Source organism: Bradyrhizobium sp. AZCC 1719 (assembly GCF_036924525.1).
Classification (GTDB): Bacteria; Pseudomonadota; Alphaproteobacteria; order Rhizobiales; family Xanthobacteraceae; genus Bradyrhizobium.
This window is the reverse complement of record NZ_JAZHRU010000001.1, coordinates 6,147,126-6,164,875: the sequence shown is the minus strand read 5'-3', so window position 1 is coordinate 6,164,875 and position 17,750 is coordinate 6,147,126. Positions and strand designations below refer to the sequence as shown.

Below are 17,750 nucleotides of genomic sequence, written 5' to 3'. Positions count from 1 at the left end.
CGCGGCTACCGGCCGCGATTGATGTTCCTTCTCTGCATTCCCAAACTTTGGTGGTGCCGCACCCAGGCGCTGCTGCGCCTGGGTGCGAACGCGGATCAACGTTGCGGTCTGGCCAGGATAGCTTCCTGCCCAAAACCCGTCGGTTGCGACACAGCCGATACGATCTGCCCTTGATCGACCCGGCCGACGTTGCCGGCCAGATATTGGTTCAGCAGCGCGTAGCTCTGGCTTGCCAGAGACGCCGTGGCCGTGCCTGCCGCGGCCTGAGTATCCCCCACGACCGCTTGCGGCTGCGTGGTCGCCAGAGTGCTGGTGCCCGACTGCATGTGGTCCCGCAGCATTGCAAAGCCCTGGTTTGCCAGGAACCCTGCGCTTGCGGCGGTCGCATCCGTCGCGGCGATCGGCTGCGGTGCGGTGGACGCGGCGGTGCTCGTGACGGGTTCCACGCGCGGCTGCTGTACAGAGCTTTGGCTCAGCACGCCCGAGCTCGTTGAGGTCGAAGACGGAGGATTCGTCACGGTGTTGGTCTGCTGCGCCGTGGTGGTCGTCGTAGCCGCACTTCGCGGATCCGTCACGGTGATGGTCTGCGGAGCGGCTGAAGTCACAGCGCCGGTGACCGGGTCCTGCGCCGTTGCGGTCAGCGTGAGCGTAGCGGCAGGAGCGATCCCGCTACGGTTGTAGTACGAGCTTAGCTCAAGGCCGCCGTTAACCTGCTCAGCCGTCAAGGTGATGTTATTTCCCCTGAACGTCTGACCATCGGACGGGGTGATCCTCTCGTACCTCGGCAGGCCCGTGACGTTCACGGTCACCCGATCGTTGGGATCGGTCGTTGTCACGTCGGCCCCCAGGTCGACCCTACCGCCCCTGCCGGTCACCGAGAGCGTGTTATCCGCGACGGTGAGGACCGGCTTCGTGACAGAAGGGGTTGTGGGGTTGGTAGGGGTTGTTGGCGATGTCGGCGTCGTTGGCGATGTCGGCGTTGTCGGTGAGGTCGGCGTGGCATCGATCTGCAGACCGGTGAACGTCTTCACCGCACCTGAGAGGTTCGCCGCAAGACCGGAAGCATCCTTGATGCTGGCGCCGCTCGGAAGATTGACCCCGGTGATCGCGAGCGCCGGCGTGTCCTTGTCGGTCGGTGCGACGGTCGTTTTGAAGGTGAGCGAGCTCGTGCCCGAGCCACCGACATAGGTGGCCGTGCCGCCATCGTTGAGTGACAGCGTAGGCGTGCCGGTGACGGCCACGGCCTCGCTGAAGCCGAGCGTCATTGTGATGGTATCGCCGTTATCTGCGACTCCCGTCCCCGGTGAAGCGGATGCCTGCGTCACCGTCGGCGCGAGGTTTTCCGGGGTGGTTGGCGACGTGGGCGAGGTTGGGGTCGTCGGCTGTGTCGGTGCCGATGCCGCCCCAGTCCAGATGTCCAAGTTGCTGTAAGTCGCCGTAAGCGTTTCCGGGGCCGGCGCACGGTAGACGCCTTCCTTCCAATAATACTGTTCGCCACTCCCATATCCTATCGGACCCTGGTAATTGGCGATCTGCACCCCATCCCGCCAAACTTTGGCATATCCGTTTCCCGAGCTGTCAAAATTGACTTGAATATTCATGGAATATTCATGCCCCCGCTGAATGGGGTTCGGGTCTCTATAAATGACATTCTCCTTACCGGAGCTGTCACGAACGATGATACTCATATGTTCGCCGAACATTGCGACGGCGAATGGAGGCGAGCCGCTTATGCTGCTTTGATGAAACTGGCCGAGGACCATCCATGAAGCAGTATTTGCCGCCCCGGGCTCTAGGGTAAGACCGTAGGATACATTTATGGGAGTGCCGCTTGAATAACGTTGGGATAGCTCTATCTCGGAACGCTCCGCTGTAGAATCGCTGTAGCCGGGGCTGCTCCAATGATCGCCGGAGTGGACCGAAAATCGGAGCGTTTGGGAATCGGGCGACGTCAGGCTCCACGCCTCGTTCGCGTTCTGGACGCGCGCGCCATATCCATCGATTGTTATGCTAGAGCCATTTGCACCCGAGAAAGAGGTGATTGGTTCGGAAGCCATTCCGTGATCCTTTTGAACGTTGAAGACGGGGAATTCCACTGCCGCGCGTGCGATGACGCGCGACATACCACATGTTCGCAGCGCGTAGCTCAGCGAACAGAGTTCATGTGCCGCGCATCGCGATGGCGAGTGACACAGCGCATGGTCGCAACGCGCTTGGCGCCGCGAACGGATTTCAATGGGCAGTGGGTTTTGAAGTTGCCCCCCGACTGCTCAGCCGGATGGCTAATTAGGAAGTGTGGCGAAAAAAATTTCAGAATGTGACTTTATACACACGTATACGGCGGCAATACGTACCCGGAAGTATGGCGCTGAAAACATGCACTATCCGCCTGCCACTCGGACAAAACTGAATCGGTCGACGTGGCGGAGAAGTCGCGAGCGCGACGGGTGCGTGATCGGTGTCCAAGTGATGGAACAGACGATTCAGCAGCGCGATCGTCATCTTGGCGCCTGTGAAGACACTTGCCATTCTGCGAAGGCAAGCCTGCCGGCTGACGCGCAATGAGTTGCGCCGGTGCAGCCGACCATGAGAACAAGGAGCGGCGCGAATGGCAGATAATCGAGCAGAACTTATCGAGGAAAGCTCGAGGTCCTTGCGAGCCGAATAGCCGCAACCGGTACGCCCACGAAGCACAGATCAACCGGGCGCCGTCCAAGTGAGTCCAGTAATCCAGGAAGGTGCGTGACCTTGAGAGATGCGTGGCGCCACGAGCGCACCGCAGCCGCGGACCGAGGCCGAAACATCGAACAGCGAAGACGTAAACCCATCATAGCGAGCGACTTCGCGACGGCATGATCTCCGTCGTCGATGTCGGCTTGATCGAAGCATTTTGGCGGTCGGTCCGGCGGGTCTAGTACCCAGAATTGGGTAGCCACTATGCCCCAAGTGAACTCTTCTCCGTCCCCGGTGAACGTCTCGACCCTTTTGCTTAAACTTGCAGTGAAGTGACACGCGCCATGCAGGAGGAGGTGATGGTGCGTTCGATCTCTGTTGTACCCGCGTACATTCCTCACTGAGCTAGCGAAACTGCATCACGTCTTCGCGAACTCTCTCGGTCAGAGAATGGCGGCGATTACAAGGAGCTCAAGGAATTTTGCCATCGAATTGTTCTCCACTTCTCATACGCCGTATTTGAGTACGCCTTGCCATCGCAAGCGCCGCGACGGACTGCAAACTGAGCGCAGGGTGACCTCGAGAATGAACCTCGGCGCGAGGAGGAGGCTCGTGCGCAATTTCGTATCAGACAGAGCTGAGTCATTGAGCCTTATGCACGGCTCACCTGACTCATGGATGATCGATGAATGTCGAGATTCGGGTGTGCCGGAAATCCGGGAGGAAGTTTCCGCAACGTGGTTAGGCTGCTGCCGGAATGGATTCCAGCTGCGCCCTCCAGTGAAGCAGTTGTTAAAAAATGGCCTGTTTCATGGAATCGGCGGCATTGGACTTTTTCCAGTTTTTCGCAGAATCTTCGCTGGCAGGGCAGCGATCGTGATGTTCCACGAAATTCAACGGGATTGTCGGTCGGAATTGATGACCGGTACTTCGGTTGAGCTTTTTGAATACTCGATCAGTTGGCTGCAGCGAGAGGGATGGGCAATTGTTAGCCTTGAGGAATGTCTTGAGAAGTTGGCCAGGAATGACCGATCGCGTCGCTATGCGGTTCTTACTTTTGATGACGGATACCGAGACAATGTCTCGGTGGCCCTTCCAATCCTCGAGCGCAACAACGCTCCATTCATGGTGTACATACCCACCGCCGCCTTGACGCGGACCCTGCAATCGTGGTGGTTGGGATTGCGCGAGCAAATTCGCTCAAGTGATGACATTACGATCGATGCAATGGGCATTCGGATTCACTGTCCTGACTTCCGACGCAAGCGACTTGCTCTAACAAAAGTGGTCCAGTGGGTTCACCAAGACTACAAGCGTGTCGCAGCGCTTGCGACGACGTTCAACAAGGCTGGTATTTCGATGTCAGCGTTGAACGAGCGATACTTCCTGGACACGTGCGCGCTTCAAAATTTGGCACGTCATCCTCTCGCATCAATTGGCGGGCACACAACTTCACACGCAGCGCTCGCAACCTTGGACGTGTCCTCAGCGCGAGCCGAGTTGGTCGATAACCGCAACTATCTCGAGAATCTACTTCAGTTGTCCGTTCGGCACCTCGCTTATCCGTATGGCACCCCCGGGGCATGTGGTCCGCGTGAAGAGCGTCTCGCCAGTGAAGCGGGCTATTCTAGCGCCGTAACAACACGACACGATCAGCTAAGCAACCATAAATTAAATCAATTCGCGCTTCCTCGCATTGGCGTTAGTAGTTCGTTTGACTCGGAAACATCTTTCGCTGCACGAATGAGCGGGGTCCAGTTGGCTGCACATCGATTGTTGGAGAACAGTCGCCGGATGATTGGCGCCAGGCTCGGCCGGCAGTAGATAGGGCGGCGGGCCCGGATTTTGGCTGGGTAGGTGACGTGCTTGCGTTCGGAAGGATCGTGATCTTATCCTGAAGGGTGGGAAGCCGATCGAGAATGACGCGCGCGCCATAGTTGCCATGCACGATAATGGCCGCACTATCCTCGAACAATCGGTTGATGCTCCGCGCAAATATGTCCCGCACGCTGACCAGAACTGATCGAACTCGCCGGCGCGAAGATGAACGATATAAGGCATTCCAGAATAGCGTGCTACAGCCGCGATAAGCAGCTTGCGATACGCGCTCCCGCGCCATGCGAACTGAATGTGGATTAGGTCAACCTCACCACGACGGCTTGCGGCGACAGCGAATTGGACCAGTGCCTGTGCAAAGACCACCAGCGCACAATAGATGCTCTCCTATCCCCTGGTCCTATTACCTTTAGTCGCTTGGTTACAAGAGTGGCGTGAATCGCAATAGGTCCAGTCGGCGAAGCCGGCTTTTTCGATCAAAGCGATTGCGCGTGGTTGAGCTCGGCGTTCTCGTTGCGGATTAACACATACGACGGCGGTCGAAGAATTAGTTCGTCACCGGAGTACTCCCAACTGGGTAGCCACTCAGCCCCCGACGACAACCCTTTTGCTCACACGTGCTCGGCACACCCCAAGACTATTGTGGTAGGATGAAAATTGCAGTGTTCGGACTTGGTTACGTCGGCATGACCGCGGCCGCTTGCCTTGCCAGGAACGGTCACGAGGTCATCGGTGTCGACGTCAGCGATGAAAAAGTGGCGATAGTCAATGCGGGCAAGTCGCCGATCGTGGAGCCCGGGCTCGACGAGTTCGTAGCACGTGCCGTCAGAAAAGGTTTACTGAGTGCGACCAAGGATGCGAGCGGGCATCTCGACAGTTGCGCCATGGCAATAGTGTGTGTGGGAACGCCCAGTGCGCCGGACGGATCTCACAACATGAGCTTTATCGTCGAGGTTTCCCATCAGATCGCGGAGTCGGTCGGCTCCGCTCGAGCAACGATGTTGACTGTCGTATTTCGCTCCACGGTGCGGCCCGGCACGATCGAGGAACTGGTACTCCCGATTTTTGAGGACGCATTGAAGGGTAGGATGGATCTTGTCGAACTCGTCTACAATCCAGAATTCTTGCGCGAATCCGTGGCGATCGAAGACTTCTTCAATCCACCGAAGGTCGTGATTGGGACGAAGAACGGAGAAAGGTGCCCGGCTCTCGACGAGTTGAACGCAACAATCAACGCACCGGTCTTCTACACGACCTACCGTGCGGCGGAGATGACAAAATTCGTCGATAACACATTTCATGCAGTAAAGATTGCTTTTGCCAACGAAGTTGGTCGCGTTTGCGACAAGCTCGGTATCAGCGCGGCCACTGTCCATAGGATATTCATCTCTGACACGAAGCTCAACATTTCGCCCTATTACTTGAGGCCAGGTGGCGCATTTGGCGGCTCATGCCTACCGAAAGACGTTCGCGCGCTGCAATACATCGCAAGCGACGTCGGGGCACATGCTCACCTTGTGGATGCGCTTCTGAGGTCGAATGATGCGCATAAGAATTTCCTGTTTGAGAATTGTGTGAAAGCAGTGCCGGCAGGCGGGCACGTGCTTATGCTTGGACTAGCCTTCAAGGAGGACAGCGACGATCTTCGCGAGAGTCCCAATATCGACTTGGCTCGCAAATTCCTTCAATCGCACATCGACTTGTCGATCTACGATCCCCAAGTCGAGCCATCAAAATTGTTGGGGCAGAATCTTGGCTATGCGTTCTCGAGTCTGCCCGCACTCCGCAAACTACTAGTCCCGAAATCGGTCGCCGAGTCGGAGCCATTCGACCTTGTCGTCGATACCAGAGGGTGGGCAAAAGCAATGGCATTACGCGCCGGGCGGGTCATCGATGTTAACACGCTTTCGTGACGATTGCGACGCAAGCCACCCAGCCCAAGCGGGTTTAGCGAAGCCCAAGTCGGTCGGCGTCGAGAGCGAACTCCGCGAATTGGCCGGCCCGGATGCTACTCCCACGGGACTGGCTGTCGACGCGCCCGCTTTACAACCCGGCATTAGCGGTTCGGTTCGCCGCCGGGTGCTCATCATCGTCGAGAATCTTCCAGTCCCATTCGATCGCCGCGTGTGGTCGGAAGCCACTACCTTGTCGCGGCATGGCTATGAAGTGTCTGTAATTTGTCCCAAGGGGCCGGGTGCAACGGCTTCATTTGAGATCATTGAGGGAATCGCCGTTTATCGCCACTGGTTGCCGAAAGAGGGGCGCGGGGTACTAAGCTATTTCGCCGAATATGGCGCGGCATTGTTTTGCGAGTTCGTGCTGAGTATGAAAGTGCTCACAACGCGCGGGTTTGATGTCGTCCACGCTTGTAATCCGCCGGATCTCATTTTCGTAGTTGGTGCATTTCATAAGTTCCTGTTTGGAAAGTCATTCATTTACGATCAACACGACATCAACCCGGAGTTCTACGAGGCAAAATTCGGACGCCGTGGCCTGCTCTGGCGGGTCTTGGTTCTGCTTGAGCGCATGACATTCGCATTATCTGACCTATCGATAGCGGCAAACCAGTCATACCGTACCATCGCCATTGAACGAGGGAGAATGAACTCGGACCGGGTGTTCGTTGTGCGCTCCGGTCCGAACCTTTCGCGCGTGCGATCACTTCCACCAGACCCGGCCTGGAAAAAGGGAAGCAAATTCCTGGTCGCATATGTGGGCGTTATTGGAGAACCGGAAGGGATCGATCTGTTACTGGAATCGATCAAGCACATCCGCAAGAGAGGCCGCGATGATGTCCAGTTCGTCATTGTCGGGAGTGGGCCGGCATTAGAGGAGGCCAAGAAACTTGCAATGACCTTTGAGTTGGACGAGTTGGTCACGTTTACTGGCCGTGTTGATGATGAGACACTGTTCACAATACTTTCGACGGCAGACGTCTGCGTGGATCCGGACCGCCCCAACGCGATGAACGACAAATCAACGATGAATAAGACCATGGAGTACATGGCCATTGGTAAGCCTATCGTCCAATTTGATCTCACCGAAGGGCGCGTTTCGGCTGGAGAGGCGTCCCTATATGTACAGAATACGGATACAGCGGAGTTCGGCGACAAGATACTGGAACTTCTAGATGATCCAGCGCGGCGTGACCGTATGGGCGCATTCGGCCAGAAGAGAATCCATGACGAGCTCGCCTGGGACCACGAGACGGCAAACCTTCTAAGTGCTTATGAAAGGGTATTCAGTCTAAGATCTTCATCAAGCCGCCAGCGGCGCGCCGCCGTACCTGAATTGAGCCGACGCGATAGCCCGCGCTGATGCCGTAACGCGAAGCAGCGTGTGGCGGTCAGGAGTTCCGAGGCGGCCAATAGTATCACTGTTGGGGGAGTGCCGGTCGCGCGGCGGCTACCTGCAGATCTTGGTAGTACGCCGCGATCGATGCGGTACTCCCGCGCGCGCGGTAGATCCCTTCCTTCCAATAGTACGTCTCACTGCGCCCGTATCCTATCGACCCTTGGTAGCTGATAAGCGGGACGTCATCCCGCCAAACACTGAGGGCTCCGTCTTTTTTGTCGCCAAACTTCACTTGAATGCGCATGGAATAGTATCGACCCCGTTGAATGGGATTCGGGTCTCGATAAGCTACGAACGCGGTTGAGGGCACATTTCGGATAATGATTTGCATATGTTCCCCAGCCATTGCTATGGCGAATGGAGGCGGACCGTTTGCATTGGTTTGACGAAATTGACCGACGACCAGCCATGGTGAAGTATTTTTTGCTCCGGTTTCGATCATAAAGCTGTAAGACACACTTACGATGGTGCCGGATTCAAACCGTGGTTCGAGCTCGATTTCAGAACGCTCAGCCCCGTCGTTATTCAAAAGATCGCTCCAGCCGGAATTGCTCCAATGATCGCCGGGGTGGACCTCAAAACGGAGCGTGTGGCTATCCGGCGAGGTCAGGCTCCAACTTTGGTTTGCGTTCTGGACTCGGCCGCTGATTCCACCGATCACTATGGTTGAGTCATTGGCGCCGGAGAACGAGGTGATCTCCGTTTTCGTTGCCACCCTACTGGTCGGGGCCGGCGGCACTTGGTCTGTGCCAGCCGCGATATCCATCGCAGTCGAGCTGTGAGCACCGCCCGAAGTAGTGCCGCTCGGAAAGATCCTGCTGCCCCGGCTGTCTGCTGCCACCAAGCCTGGGAGCGCGAAGAATTGCAACAAGATTAGCACTATCAGCGATGGCAGCCTATGCTGTCGTACCCACGTTGATCGATCTGATTGGTGTAACCACATTCCGTCGTCCCGCGTAGCAACCACCGTCGATGTGTTGTAACAAAATTTTCGGTCAGCATCTCAAAGCTCGCGCGCAGAAACGTCCGGAAACAAATCTCCCTAGTCCACGTTTCAAACGGCTGCGACCAGTTGGGTTACCCAGTTCGGCCACGCCCATGCTTTCTGTTTGCTGGATGCGCCGTCGGCAACGCCGGTCATGAACCAGGCTCGGGACATAGTGCCAGCAGATCTTCGGGCGAGGCTCATGATGACGAGATCCCGTCTACATAATCGAAGCGATAAAAGTACCGCGGCAGGTCTATTCAATTCGTGTGCGGGCCATCACTGGTGGCGCAAGAGCGTCTGGACAACGTCCGTGTGGCCGTCGACCATGCGTTCTACCGTGAAATGCCATCGCGAAGGGACGGTCGCATACTTCAACATCTCGCCGCCCTTCGCCAGGTTGAAACCAGGCGTGTGATATAGGCGCTGATCTCATATCGCTCGGCATAGTCGCGACGAGCAGCGTCGCCCAGTCTTCGCCGCAACTCCCCATTCTCGATCAGCCGATCAAGCGCAGCAGCGAGCGCCCCGATATCGCCGACTGGCACGAGCAGGCCGTTGCGTTCGTGATCAATGACTTCGGGTACTGCGCCAACTGGCGTTGCAATCACGGCTATGCCATGGGCAAAGCCCTCTATCACTACCATCGGGAGATTTTCCACGAACGACGGGAGCACCAGGATATCGGTGCTGCGGAGCAGCGTCGCGGTTTCGTGGGGGCCAAGCCAGCCCGGTAGATTCACTCGATCGACAATTGCCAACCGTTGAGCATGGGCACGACTCTGATCCAATTCGCCATGTCCGGCTATCGTCGCCGACCAGTCGGCGCGGGTTGATAATCTTCCGAGTGCGTCAATGAGTTGCGGAACTCCCTTCTCGGGTCGAACTTGACCCAGAAAGGTAATTCGGATCGGCTCACCCTGCGCCCGGTCGCGATTTGGCCCGCTCGGCGGGGGGGACGCGTTCGGAAGAATTGTGATCTTGTCCCTCACGTCTGGCAGCCGATCCACAATGAGGCGCGCCCAACACTGCCCCAGAACAATGATCGCCGCACTATCGATCAAGAGCCGGTCGATCCTCCCGGCCAAATATACTCCGGAGTTAGCCCAGAAACGCCCGAACCGGCCGCTGTGAAGATGCACGACGTAGGGAACTCCCGAATACCGCGCAATCGCCGCGATCATGAGTTTGCGGTAGACGCTGCCGCGCCATGCAAGTTGAATGTGTAGCAGGTCAACCTCACGCCGTCTGGTCGCGGCTACTAACTGAATCAGTGCGCGCGCAAAAACGAGCGGCCACCATCTCTTCTCTCCCCTGGTCACCAGTCGCTCTGCCTCAACCCCGAGTTCCTTGCGCTGGCCGATGGAATCAATGATGAGATCCGTCAGCCGATCAATTCCTCCTCGGCCATACTGGCCAAAGGGAGTGACCACCATCACGCGAAGTGCGTCCTGATCGGCGGACATTTCGAGCGTGCCGTTATCCACTTGAATGCGGGTTCCCTTGGGGTGAGCATTCGGTCTCATTGGAGCACGTGCGGAGACCGGTACGTGGGGGCCGCTGACATCGCGACTTAAGCTTCCTTCCGTCCCTTTGGTCCCGGCGCAACGTTTTTCGCTTTCCGTTTGGGACGACCGCGTCAGTGTGTTCATGACGGAATCCTAAGAAATCGAACCGGACGGATTGCGAGCGTCCGCCGCAAAATGCAGAGCGAGCTCGATGCGGCGTGCAGCTCACTTTCAATGCAGCGCCGCGTGGGTATCATACCAACCAGGTATCGCCACTCGGAGATGTTTCTGCAGACGCGACGAGGTCTTGTAGAGCTGCCGGCCAATGATGTTCCGCCGCAAGGGCGAGTCGTCGCCGAACAATCGGTACATTCTAAAAATACGTTCATAATCCCTGATCGCTTCAGCCGGCGACAAATACGGCTCCGCGATCTCGTTACCGAAGGGCCCCGATGCGCCCCGCGGAAAGACATGTTGTACCGTATTGCCGGTAAGCGATTGTCCTTTATACGACCTGCCATCGATCGTCTGCTGCTGTACTACCGCAAAGCGGGAGTAACCAAGCTTGGACAAGAGATCAAACTCGCCAAGTAGAGCCGAGAAATCCGTTTTTGTGGACTCGATCGAGAGATAGTCTGGGCGTTCCGTAAACTGCAGCAGCATCTTGGCGCAGACGAGGTCCGCACCCTCTATATCGATCTTCATATAATGAGGGATTCCGAACTTGGCGAGACAGCCGGCGAAATCAACCGTCTCAAGCTGTATCACCGAAGAGCTGCTCCCGAGCTGTTGGTTTCGCTCGGCCCACTCCAGACGGGCGGTACCCCACTGATCGTTCGTGCTGCGATAAAAAGCGACAGTTCCAGACGCTGGTGGATCAGGGCAGATCACACCTGCAACAATATCTAACTGACCGTCTGCGAGCGCAGCCGCAAAGCGCTTTCGGCAGTGATCCACAAGCAGCGGATCGGCCTCGAAACCAACAACCCGGTAGCCTTTCTTCAAATAGAATTCAGTATCTTCACCTCGGCTCATTCCGACGTCGTAAACCAAATCTGGATGTTTCAACTCGGCCATCTCATCCTCCCCGATCAATGCGTTAGCCACACGGTAAGATTGCGAGGCCCAGACCACGATTCAGGTATGATGCTCAATGCCACCTCCCGCTCGTCCGGGCGTATCGGGCGCAGGAGGAGAATGGCGCCGATCATCGCGGCGACGCATCCGCCCGCGACGGCTAGCGCTGCATGATCTGAGGCAACTCCGATCACTTCCTTGACGGCCAAACCCGCCAGGATAATAGGAAGGCCGACGAGGGCGAATTGAGTCATCGTTACGAGGTCGATGGCACGACCCACCATCTCTCTTCGATAAACAAATAGAAAAATGCAAAACCTTGCAAAACTCTCTACCATAGGGAACGCAAGTGCGCTCCAAATGCCGTACCTTCCTATGGTGACATAGATCGCACCGGCCGACGCCAATCCAAGGGGAGATAGGAGCAGGAACACCTTCTGCTTGAAATTTAAGTTACCTACGATTTCGAAAATTCTGTAGGCTGTGTTGATAGCCATCATGCCCGCAAGCACCGGCAACACAAAGAAATATTCGGCATATGCCGGCGTCGCCAGTATCCGGACGATCGCTTCGCCGGCTACCGAAGTGGCTATCACGATAGCAAGGCTACAAACGAGGTCGAGCTTGTATACAAGCGATAGTGGAGCGAAAAGTCTTTCGCGCGATACCCCCTGGGCCATGTTGGCCATGACCATCGGCTCCAAGCCCGGCAGCACCAGTCTCCCTGGGAGGCCACGCTGCAGCGATCCCAGGAGACTTTGTGCAAAGGAAAATCCGGCAAGGGCCAGCACGTCGAGACCAGTGGCCGCTACCAGCCGCACGACGGAAGGGTTCGACACCACCCAGGCAAAGTGTGCCAGATAGATCGTTGCAGCGAAGCGTGGCGCTTGCTTAACGTAGATCGGCATAGGAGTGTCCGCGGCGACCTGGCTTCGCCACAACCGGGTGACGACTGGCACAAGAAGGATGACGACCGTGGCCAATGCCAGCAGGGCAGTCGCGGCGCTGCTCACAACAATCAGCTCGGCGGTAGCGGCGTGGCCCGTTGCGAGAAGGACTACGACCGCGGCAAAGCGGCTGATGATTTCCACGGTCGTCGCGATTGCTAACCGGGTATGAGCAATCCAGGTCTGCGCCAGCGCATCGGCATCACTGAAGATGCTTGTCGCGATGTACCATACGGTGAATGCAATACGCGTGGTGGTTGTAAGCTTTTCGGACGTGAACCAGTCGAGGAAGCCGTATTCGATAGCGATGAGGAACAGCGTAATCCCGGCGACGCGCGCCACCACGATCCCGAGCCCCAGGGCGAGCAATGCGTCGCGTTCTCCGCGCAATGTTAGATCGGGGACAAACCGGTACACCGTCCGTTCGATGCCGAATGACAATATGTTCTGCCCGAGCATCAAGGCGGCAAGGAGGATGGCGTAGGTCGCGTAGTCCCCGACCGGCAGACTCTTGACGACGAGGACCTGAAATCCGAATGCGAGGATCAGGTTCGCGGCTCTCGCACTGATATGAATGCAAAGCGCACGCCTAATTCGGGGCCTGACGTAAATTTCGTCTCGTCCTTCAGGGAGCGACCGGTTGCTCCCGCCAGCGCTCAATTGACTTTGGCTATACATGGTCAACCCCGGCGGAAGCTGGCGGTAAGCGCGTGGAGGTCTCGCACTTCAATCCTTGCTCTTGTTGTGAGGCCCGCTGCCAGTGCAAGCAGTACGACTGCGTAGCACTCGGTTATCAGATAGGATTCGATGCAGTTGGCGCCAAGCGTGTAGATGACAACAACGAAGGGAAACCCACTCAAATGACCGAGGTGAGCGGGAGGAGCGACAACGAGCCGCCCCGTTACCGTCAAGAGCCAGATTATGACAGCTAAGCAGATACCAAGCCCGAAATAGCCGAAGGCAATCAGTACCTCAAGATACCCATTGTGGCAGTGCGGATATTCGTATCCCGTCGCGGCCAAAATCTGGGGTTGGACCTCGTAGACGAAACCGGCGGCATATCCGTATCCAAAGAGAAGGTGCTCCTGTGCCAAGATGAGTAACGTGTCCCACAAGGGGATACGACCTGTTAGATCGGGTTGCTTACCAAGGACGGAAAGCACCGCGGTAAGCAGCTTCGGTGCAAAAAGGAACGCCGGCAGCATGGTTGCGAGCAGCAAGAGGAGGACCGTGCCGCGGCGAGCGGGTTTTAATCTGGTCAACCATTGCGTGACTAGTAGCGCCGAGGGAAAGATTGCTGCCGTCAGGAAGCCGCCACCAGAGCCGGCGTTAATGATACACGCAATTGAAACAATCACGATCCCATAGCGAATGATACGTGACGGCCATATGAGGCTTCCATAGCAGATTAGCAAACCCATGCTGACGCCGGCGACGTGCCCCAATGCAGTCCGATGGGAAAAAACCCCGCGCCAGTGTCCGACGTGCACTGACTGGAAATAATCTGAAGCATTGTGCACTCCGTAGCGCGGAGCAAGAAATACATAAACGACGCTGAGCAAGATTGTGAGCGACAGGACGCGGCCTAACAGGCGAACGGCGTCTTGGGTATTCAATACTGTCGCCACCAAAAACCCGAACAGCACCGATCCGGTGAAGGCGACGCCCTTTCGAAGCGTGAAGCCGGGATCGGGAGACCAAAGCATCGACGCAAACGCCATGGCCGGCATTAGGAAAATGGGCCAAGTGCCGAGCGCCATGTCGCTCGCCCGACGTGAGCAAAGGAGCAGTCCGCCAGCAGCAAGAATGATCGATCCGAGCAGGATCTGGACCGTCATGGATGCTGCTCCCACGTCGATCGGGACGAAGGGATCGTTTCCAGACAACTGCATTCGGAATGCGCCGATTTCGAACAGCAGACCGGCTGCGAGGAACATGATCAGGAATGTATGGGCCGGCGTACTCGCAGAATTTCGGGACACGTCCCCGGCGAGTATCGGGCGAGGCTCCTCGCGGAACTGATAGGTTAGGGGCAAACCTGCGGGCGTCACCGTGGTCTCACTCGAACAAGCTCCGCGTACACGGAGCTGACCAACTCGGCAAGCACGGCGTACGATCGGTGTGCAGCAATCCAGGGCGGGCCGCGCCCAGCCATGGACTCCGCGACGGTTCTATCGGAAAGCAGAGTGGCGATTGCCTCGGCGAAACCTTCGGAAGAGAGGTCGGTAATCAATCCTGCTCCACTCGCCTCCAGGATCTCGCGCTGGTCGGGATGATCGTTCGCGACCACCGGACGGCCCATCGCAAGATACTCCACCAGCTTGGTCGGGGTTCCGTCGGCTAAAATCGGGATGGCGGGGTAGGGGGACAGACAGACATCTGCGCGCCGGACATAGCCGAGCGCCTGTGCAAGGGGGAGATGCCCGGTGAAGATCAGCCGATCAGCCATCCCTTCCTCCTTGGCGATGTCAAGCAATGAGTCGCGATCCGTCGGTCGCGTGTTGCCAAGCAGCACGAGAACGGCGTCATAGCCCTTGCGCACCACCGCGCCCAGCGCCCGAACGATGACGTCGATCCGGCGGCTCGGCCCGCTCGATCCGATGTAGAGGAGGACATTCCTCCCGCCCAGGCGCCGGTCATCGGTCGGTGCTATGTTCGACAGGTTGAATCGATCAACCGAGACCGCCATCGGAACCGGCGTTATTTTGTGCGCCGCGACCCCCCGTTCAATGAGTGTGGCCTTCATTCGCGCGCTCTGGGCAAAGACGTGATCCGCGGCCTGCAGAACGATGCGGTAAAGGATAGGCCTTCCCGCCGTCACATAGGCCCGCATCGCCAACCGGCGCCAGCCGGGAATAGCTTCTCTTCGGTCGCGAGCCCGCTGGAGTGTCTCTTCCAGCATTGGAAAGGACATCCAGTATACGAACGGCCGACCGGCCAATCTGGCCAGCAGGAGAAATAGAAGTGATGATGTCGACCGGTCGCGAGCCTGAACAATGTCGTACTCGCCGCGCAGAATGGCGAGGCCGGCCCTTAGCATGAGGCGCAGACCTGCGAGCCGGGCGCGGATCGATCCGCTGCCGAGCACGAAAGTGCGCTCCCCAGGCGAAGCAATCACAATCTCCGACGGACCGGGGCCACTTCTCGCCATCAACCAGTCGACGCGACATCCCGTACCTACGAGCCACCGTGAAAACAGCTCGGTCATGTCCACTCGAAACGGGGGATAACGATCCTTGGCAACGCAGAATAGTCGGTGGCTCGCCTCGGAATCACGAGCCGGCTTTTCACCGAACGCAGCAATCGGGCCCGGCGCACCGGCTTTGTGGGCAGGTCCTTTCGGCACGACTCGGAGCGACATTCCGAGTTCAGCAGATCGGCGGTCACCGAGATGGTGATCACTATCTCCGTTGTTGATAGACAGGCTCATCGAACAGTACTTTGCATTTGCTTAACGAACGGACCAGCAGAGCTTCGCACCACGCGCTTTGCATACCAGATGCGCCTACACGCCATCGCATTTTGCTCTATTGAGTACGATGCCGGCGACGTTCTCATGTCGAATAACATCGAGCCCGCGCTTTACGACATCGGCATTCGTACGGCTCGCTTCAATCACAAAAATGAACGAATCCAACACATTCACCGCGGCCCGCGCGTCCGCAAACGGTTCCACTGCCGGCAAATCAACAATGACGTACTCGTAGTCTTGGCGAAGAGCACAAATCAGTTTGTCGAGCAGCTCAGATGCCAGGACTTCACTCGCGTAGATTGGTCGAGATTTGTTGCCGACCGGTAGAAAAGCCAATTGTGTTGTGGACTCGATCCACGCCGTTTCGCGCACTGAAGCCGCTCCCGACATGACATCCAAAACACCAAGTTCCGCAGACGGAGCCAAGGCGGCCGAGAGTGATTGATTTCGTAAGTTGCAGTCCACCAAAATAACTCTGGCCCCAGTGTTTGCCATGAGTAACGCTAAGGCCGCTGCAACAGTCGACTTGCCCTCGTCGGCTTGCGTTGAGGTAATCCCGATAACCTGGTTTCGCTTGCCCCGACGGTTCATGGAATCGATGGCTAGCTTGATCTCAATAAATGAATCCGCAAATCGAGACTGTGGCGCATCCGTAATGGTCCAGATTGGACTCGCGCTACGCGCGATCTTTCTAGCTACAGGGTTGGATAAAGCACGCTTGTGGCGACGCGCGCTATCCGCAAACAACGAGCCAAGCACGGCGCCGTCGGACTTGATCCCTGGGACAACTCCGATGCAGGCTATCTGAAGCGCTTTCCAGACTTGCTCGCTGGTGCGGAGGCTTCGATCTGACAGATCGCGCAGCATTCCGAGAACGACGCCGAGAAGCGCGCCTCCAATGGTCGATATTCCAAGCACGACTCCGACTTTTGGCGAACTGGCCCTCAAGGGACGGGAAGCTTCGGCGAGCAGACGGGCTTCCAATACCGGCGAGGATTGCTGCTGCGCCTCGATGTAACGCAGGAGACGGAGAAAATTATCATAAGTCCTGGCGGTGGATTCCGCGGCGGCCTCCAATTCTCGGAGCTCACCTTGCGTCCTTGCCGTCAATTGGGACGCGGGTGTGCCTGCATCGACCGTCTCTGCGGAATCCGCGGTATCGTTCCTGTTCTTTCGATAGTTCGTCAATGCTTTTTGGGCAGTCGACGCTTCGTTGCTCAGCTCGCTTATCCGATCCTTGACCCACTTCTCATTTCGCAAAACCGATTTGTATTTTGAGTCCATTTGGTCGGCGATATATGTTTCCGCAACGGTGTTGAGGATCTGCGTCGCTCGGTCAGGATCGACGGAGTCGAAGCTAATCTCGATAATGTACGTAAGGCCGACGCGCTTGGCCGAAAGCTTGCGTTCGAACGATCTCAGGGCATACCTCGTTGCGCCAGATTCCGTTTCCGGTTTGATCCAGCCGAGCAGCCGGGATATCGATTTGATCATGCTGCGCAGGACGCCATTTTCCGGGACAAATTCCGGATCCTCTGCCAGGCTTAGTTTCCCTATTACGGCACGAGCGATACTCTCAGACTTTATGATTGCGATCTGACTTTCCACGATCGTTGATACGGACGCGGCGTCTCTCGCAGCCGCTTTCGACTCTACGACGAGTTGCGCGTCGGCAGTAAACGTCGGCACTGCAGCAATGAGGTAGAGGAGACCAACGCCAAGCGTTATCAAACACGTCGATAATATGAGCGAGGTGCGTCGTCGAATAAATGCCACCCCTCCCGCCAGCGACTCGGTCGGCAGGCGAAATTCAGGGGGCATAGCGTCCGATTCTACCGGATTGTCCGGTCTATTGGTCTTCAGCATTTTCTTGTACTGCCGCTAGTAGTGTCAACCTG

Annotated in this window: 11 protein-coding genes; 3 read left to right on the top strand and 8 right to left on the bottom strand. The window is 57.1% G+C overall.

What is annotated here, in order from left to right:
* Positions 1–95: 95 nt before the first annotated feature.
* On the bottom strand, positions 96–2,123 hold the full coding sequence (locus V1292_RS29165; RefSeq protein WP_334376019.1) for a heparin lyase I family protein: 2,028 nt from the start codon (positions 2,121–2,123) through the stop codon (positions 96–98).
* A 1,162-nt stretch (positions 2,124–3,285) separates the two neighbouring features.
* Between V1292_RS29165 and V1292_RS29160 the strand changes: the two genes are divergently transcribed.
* The 3 genes from V1292_RS29160 to V1292_RS29150 all read left to right on the top strand — a co-directional run bounded on the left by V1292_RS29160 (position 3,286) and on the right by V1292_RS29150 (position 7,827).
* Complete coding sequence (locus V1292_RS29160) at positions 3,286–4,497, top strand: polysaccharide deacetylase family protein (RefSeq protein WP_334376018.1); 1,212 nt, start codon at positions 3,286–3,288, stop codon at positions 4,495–4,497.
* 662 nt (positions 4,498–5,159) lie between these two features.
* On the top strand, positions 5,160–6,422 hold the full coding sequence (locus V1292_RS29155) for a nucleotide sugar dehydrogenase (protein ID WP_334376017.1): 1,263 nt from the start codon (positions 5,160–5,162) through the stop codon (positions 6,420–6,422).
* Positions 6,403–7,827 (top strand): glycosyltransferase family 4 protein, encoded by a 1,425-nt coding sequence (locus V1292_RS29150; RefSeq protein WP_334376016.1) that lies wholly within the window; start codon positions 6,403–6,405, stop codon positions 7,825–7,827. Before V1292_RS29155 ends, V1292_RS29150 begins: the two co-directional genes overlap by 20 nt.
* A 55-nt stretch (positions 7,828–7,882) precedes the next feature.
* Here V1292_RS29150 and V1292_RS29145 read toward each other — a convergent pair whose 3' ends face one another.
* From V1292_RS29145 to V1292_RS29115, 7 genes are all read right to left on the bottom strand, one after another.
* Positions 7,883–8,578, bottom strand: a complete 696-nt coding sequence (locus tag V1292_RS29145; RefSeq protein WP_334376015.1) for a heparin lyase I family protein — start codon at positions 8,576–8,578, stop codon at positions 7,883–7,885.
* A 644-nt stretch (positions 8,579–9,222) separates the two neighbouring features.
* Complete coding sequence (locus V1292_RS29140; protein ID WP_334376014.1) at positions 9,223–10,500, bottom strand: glycosyltransferase family 4 protein; 1,278 nt, start codon at positions 10,498–10,500, stop codon at positions 9,223–9,225.
* Positions 10,501–10,587: 87 nt separating this feature from the next.
* Positions 10,588–11,433 (bottom strand): FkbM family methyltransferase, encoded by an 846-nt coding sequence (locus V1292_RS29135; protein WP_334376013.1) that lies wholly within the window; start codon positions 11,431–11,433, stop codon positions 10,588–10,590.
* Positions 11,434–11,447: 14 nt separating this feature from the next.
* Positions 11,448–13,058 carry a lipopolysaccharide biosynthesis protein gene (locus tag V1292_RS29130; RefSeq protein ID WP_334376012.1) on the bottom strand — a complete coding sequence of 537 codons (1,611 nt, stop codon included), beginning with the start codon at positions 13,056–13,058 and terminating at the stop codon, positions 11,448–11,450.
* Between the two features lie 2 nt (positions 13,059–13,060).
* Positions 13,061–14,431 (bottom strand): O-antigen ligase family protein, encoded by a 1,371-nt coding sequence (locus tag V1292_RS29125; protein ID WP_334376011.1) that lies wholly within the window; start codon positions 14,429–14,431, stop codon positions 13,061–13,063.
* Positions 14,428–15,588: a glycosyltransferase family 4 protein gene (locus tag V1292_RS29120; RefSeq protein WP_334376010.1), complete on the bottom strand. Its 1,161-nt coding sequence runs from the start codon at positions 15,586–15,588 to the stop codon at positions 14,428–14,430. The genes V1292_RS29125 and V1292_RS29120 overlap by 4 nt, the downstream gene beginning before the upstream one ends.
* A 297-nt stretch (positions 15,589–15,885) precedes the next feature.
* The gene (locus tag V1292_RS29115) at positions 15,886–17,718 is read right to left on the bottom strand and encodes a Wzz/FepE/Etk N-terminal domain-containing protein (RefSeq protein ID WP_334376009.1); all 1,833 of its coding nucleotides are present in this window, start codon (positions 17,716–17,718) and stop codon (positions 15,886–15,888) included.
* Positions 17,719–17,750 lie beyond the last annotated feature (32 nt).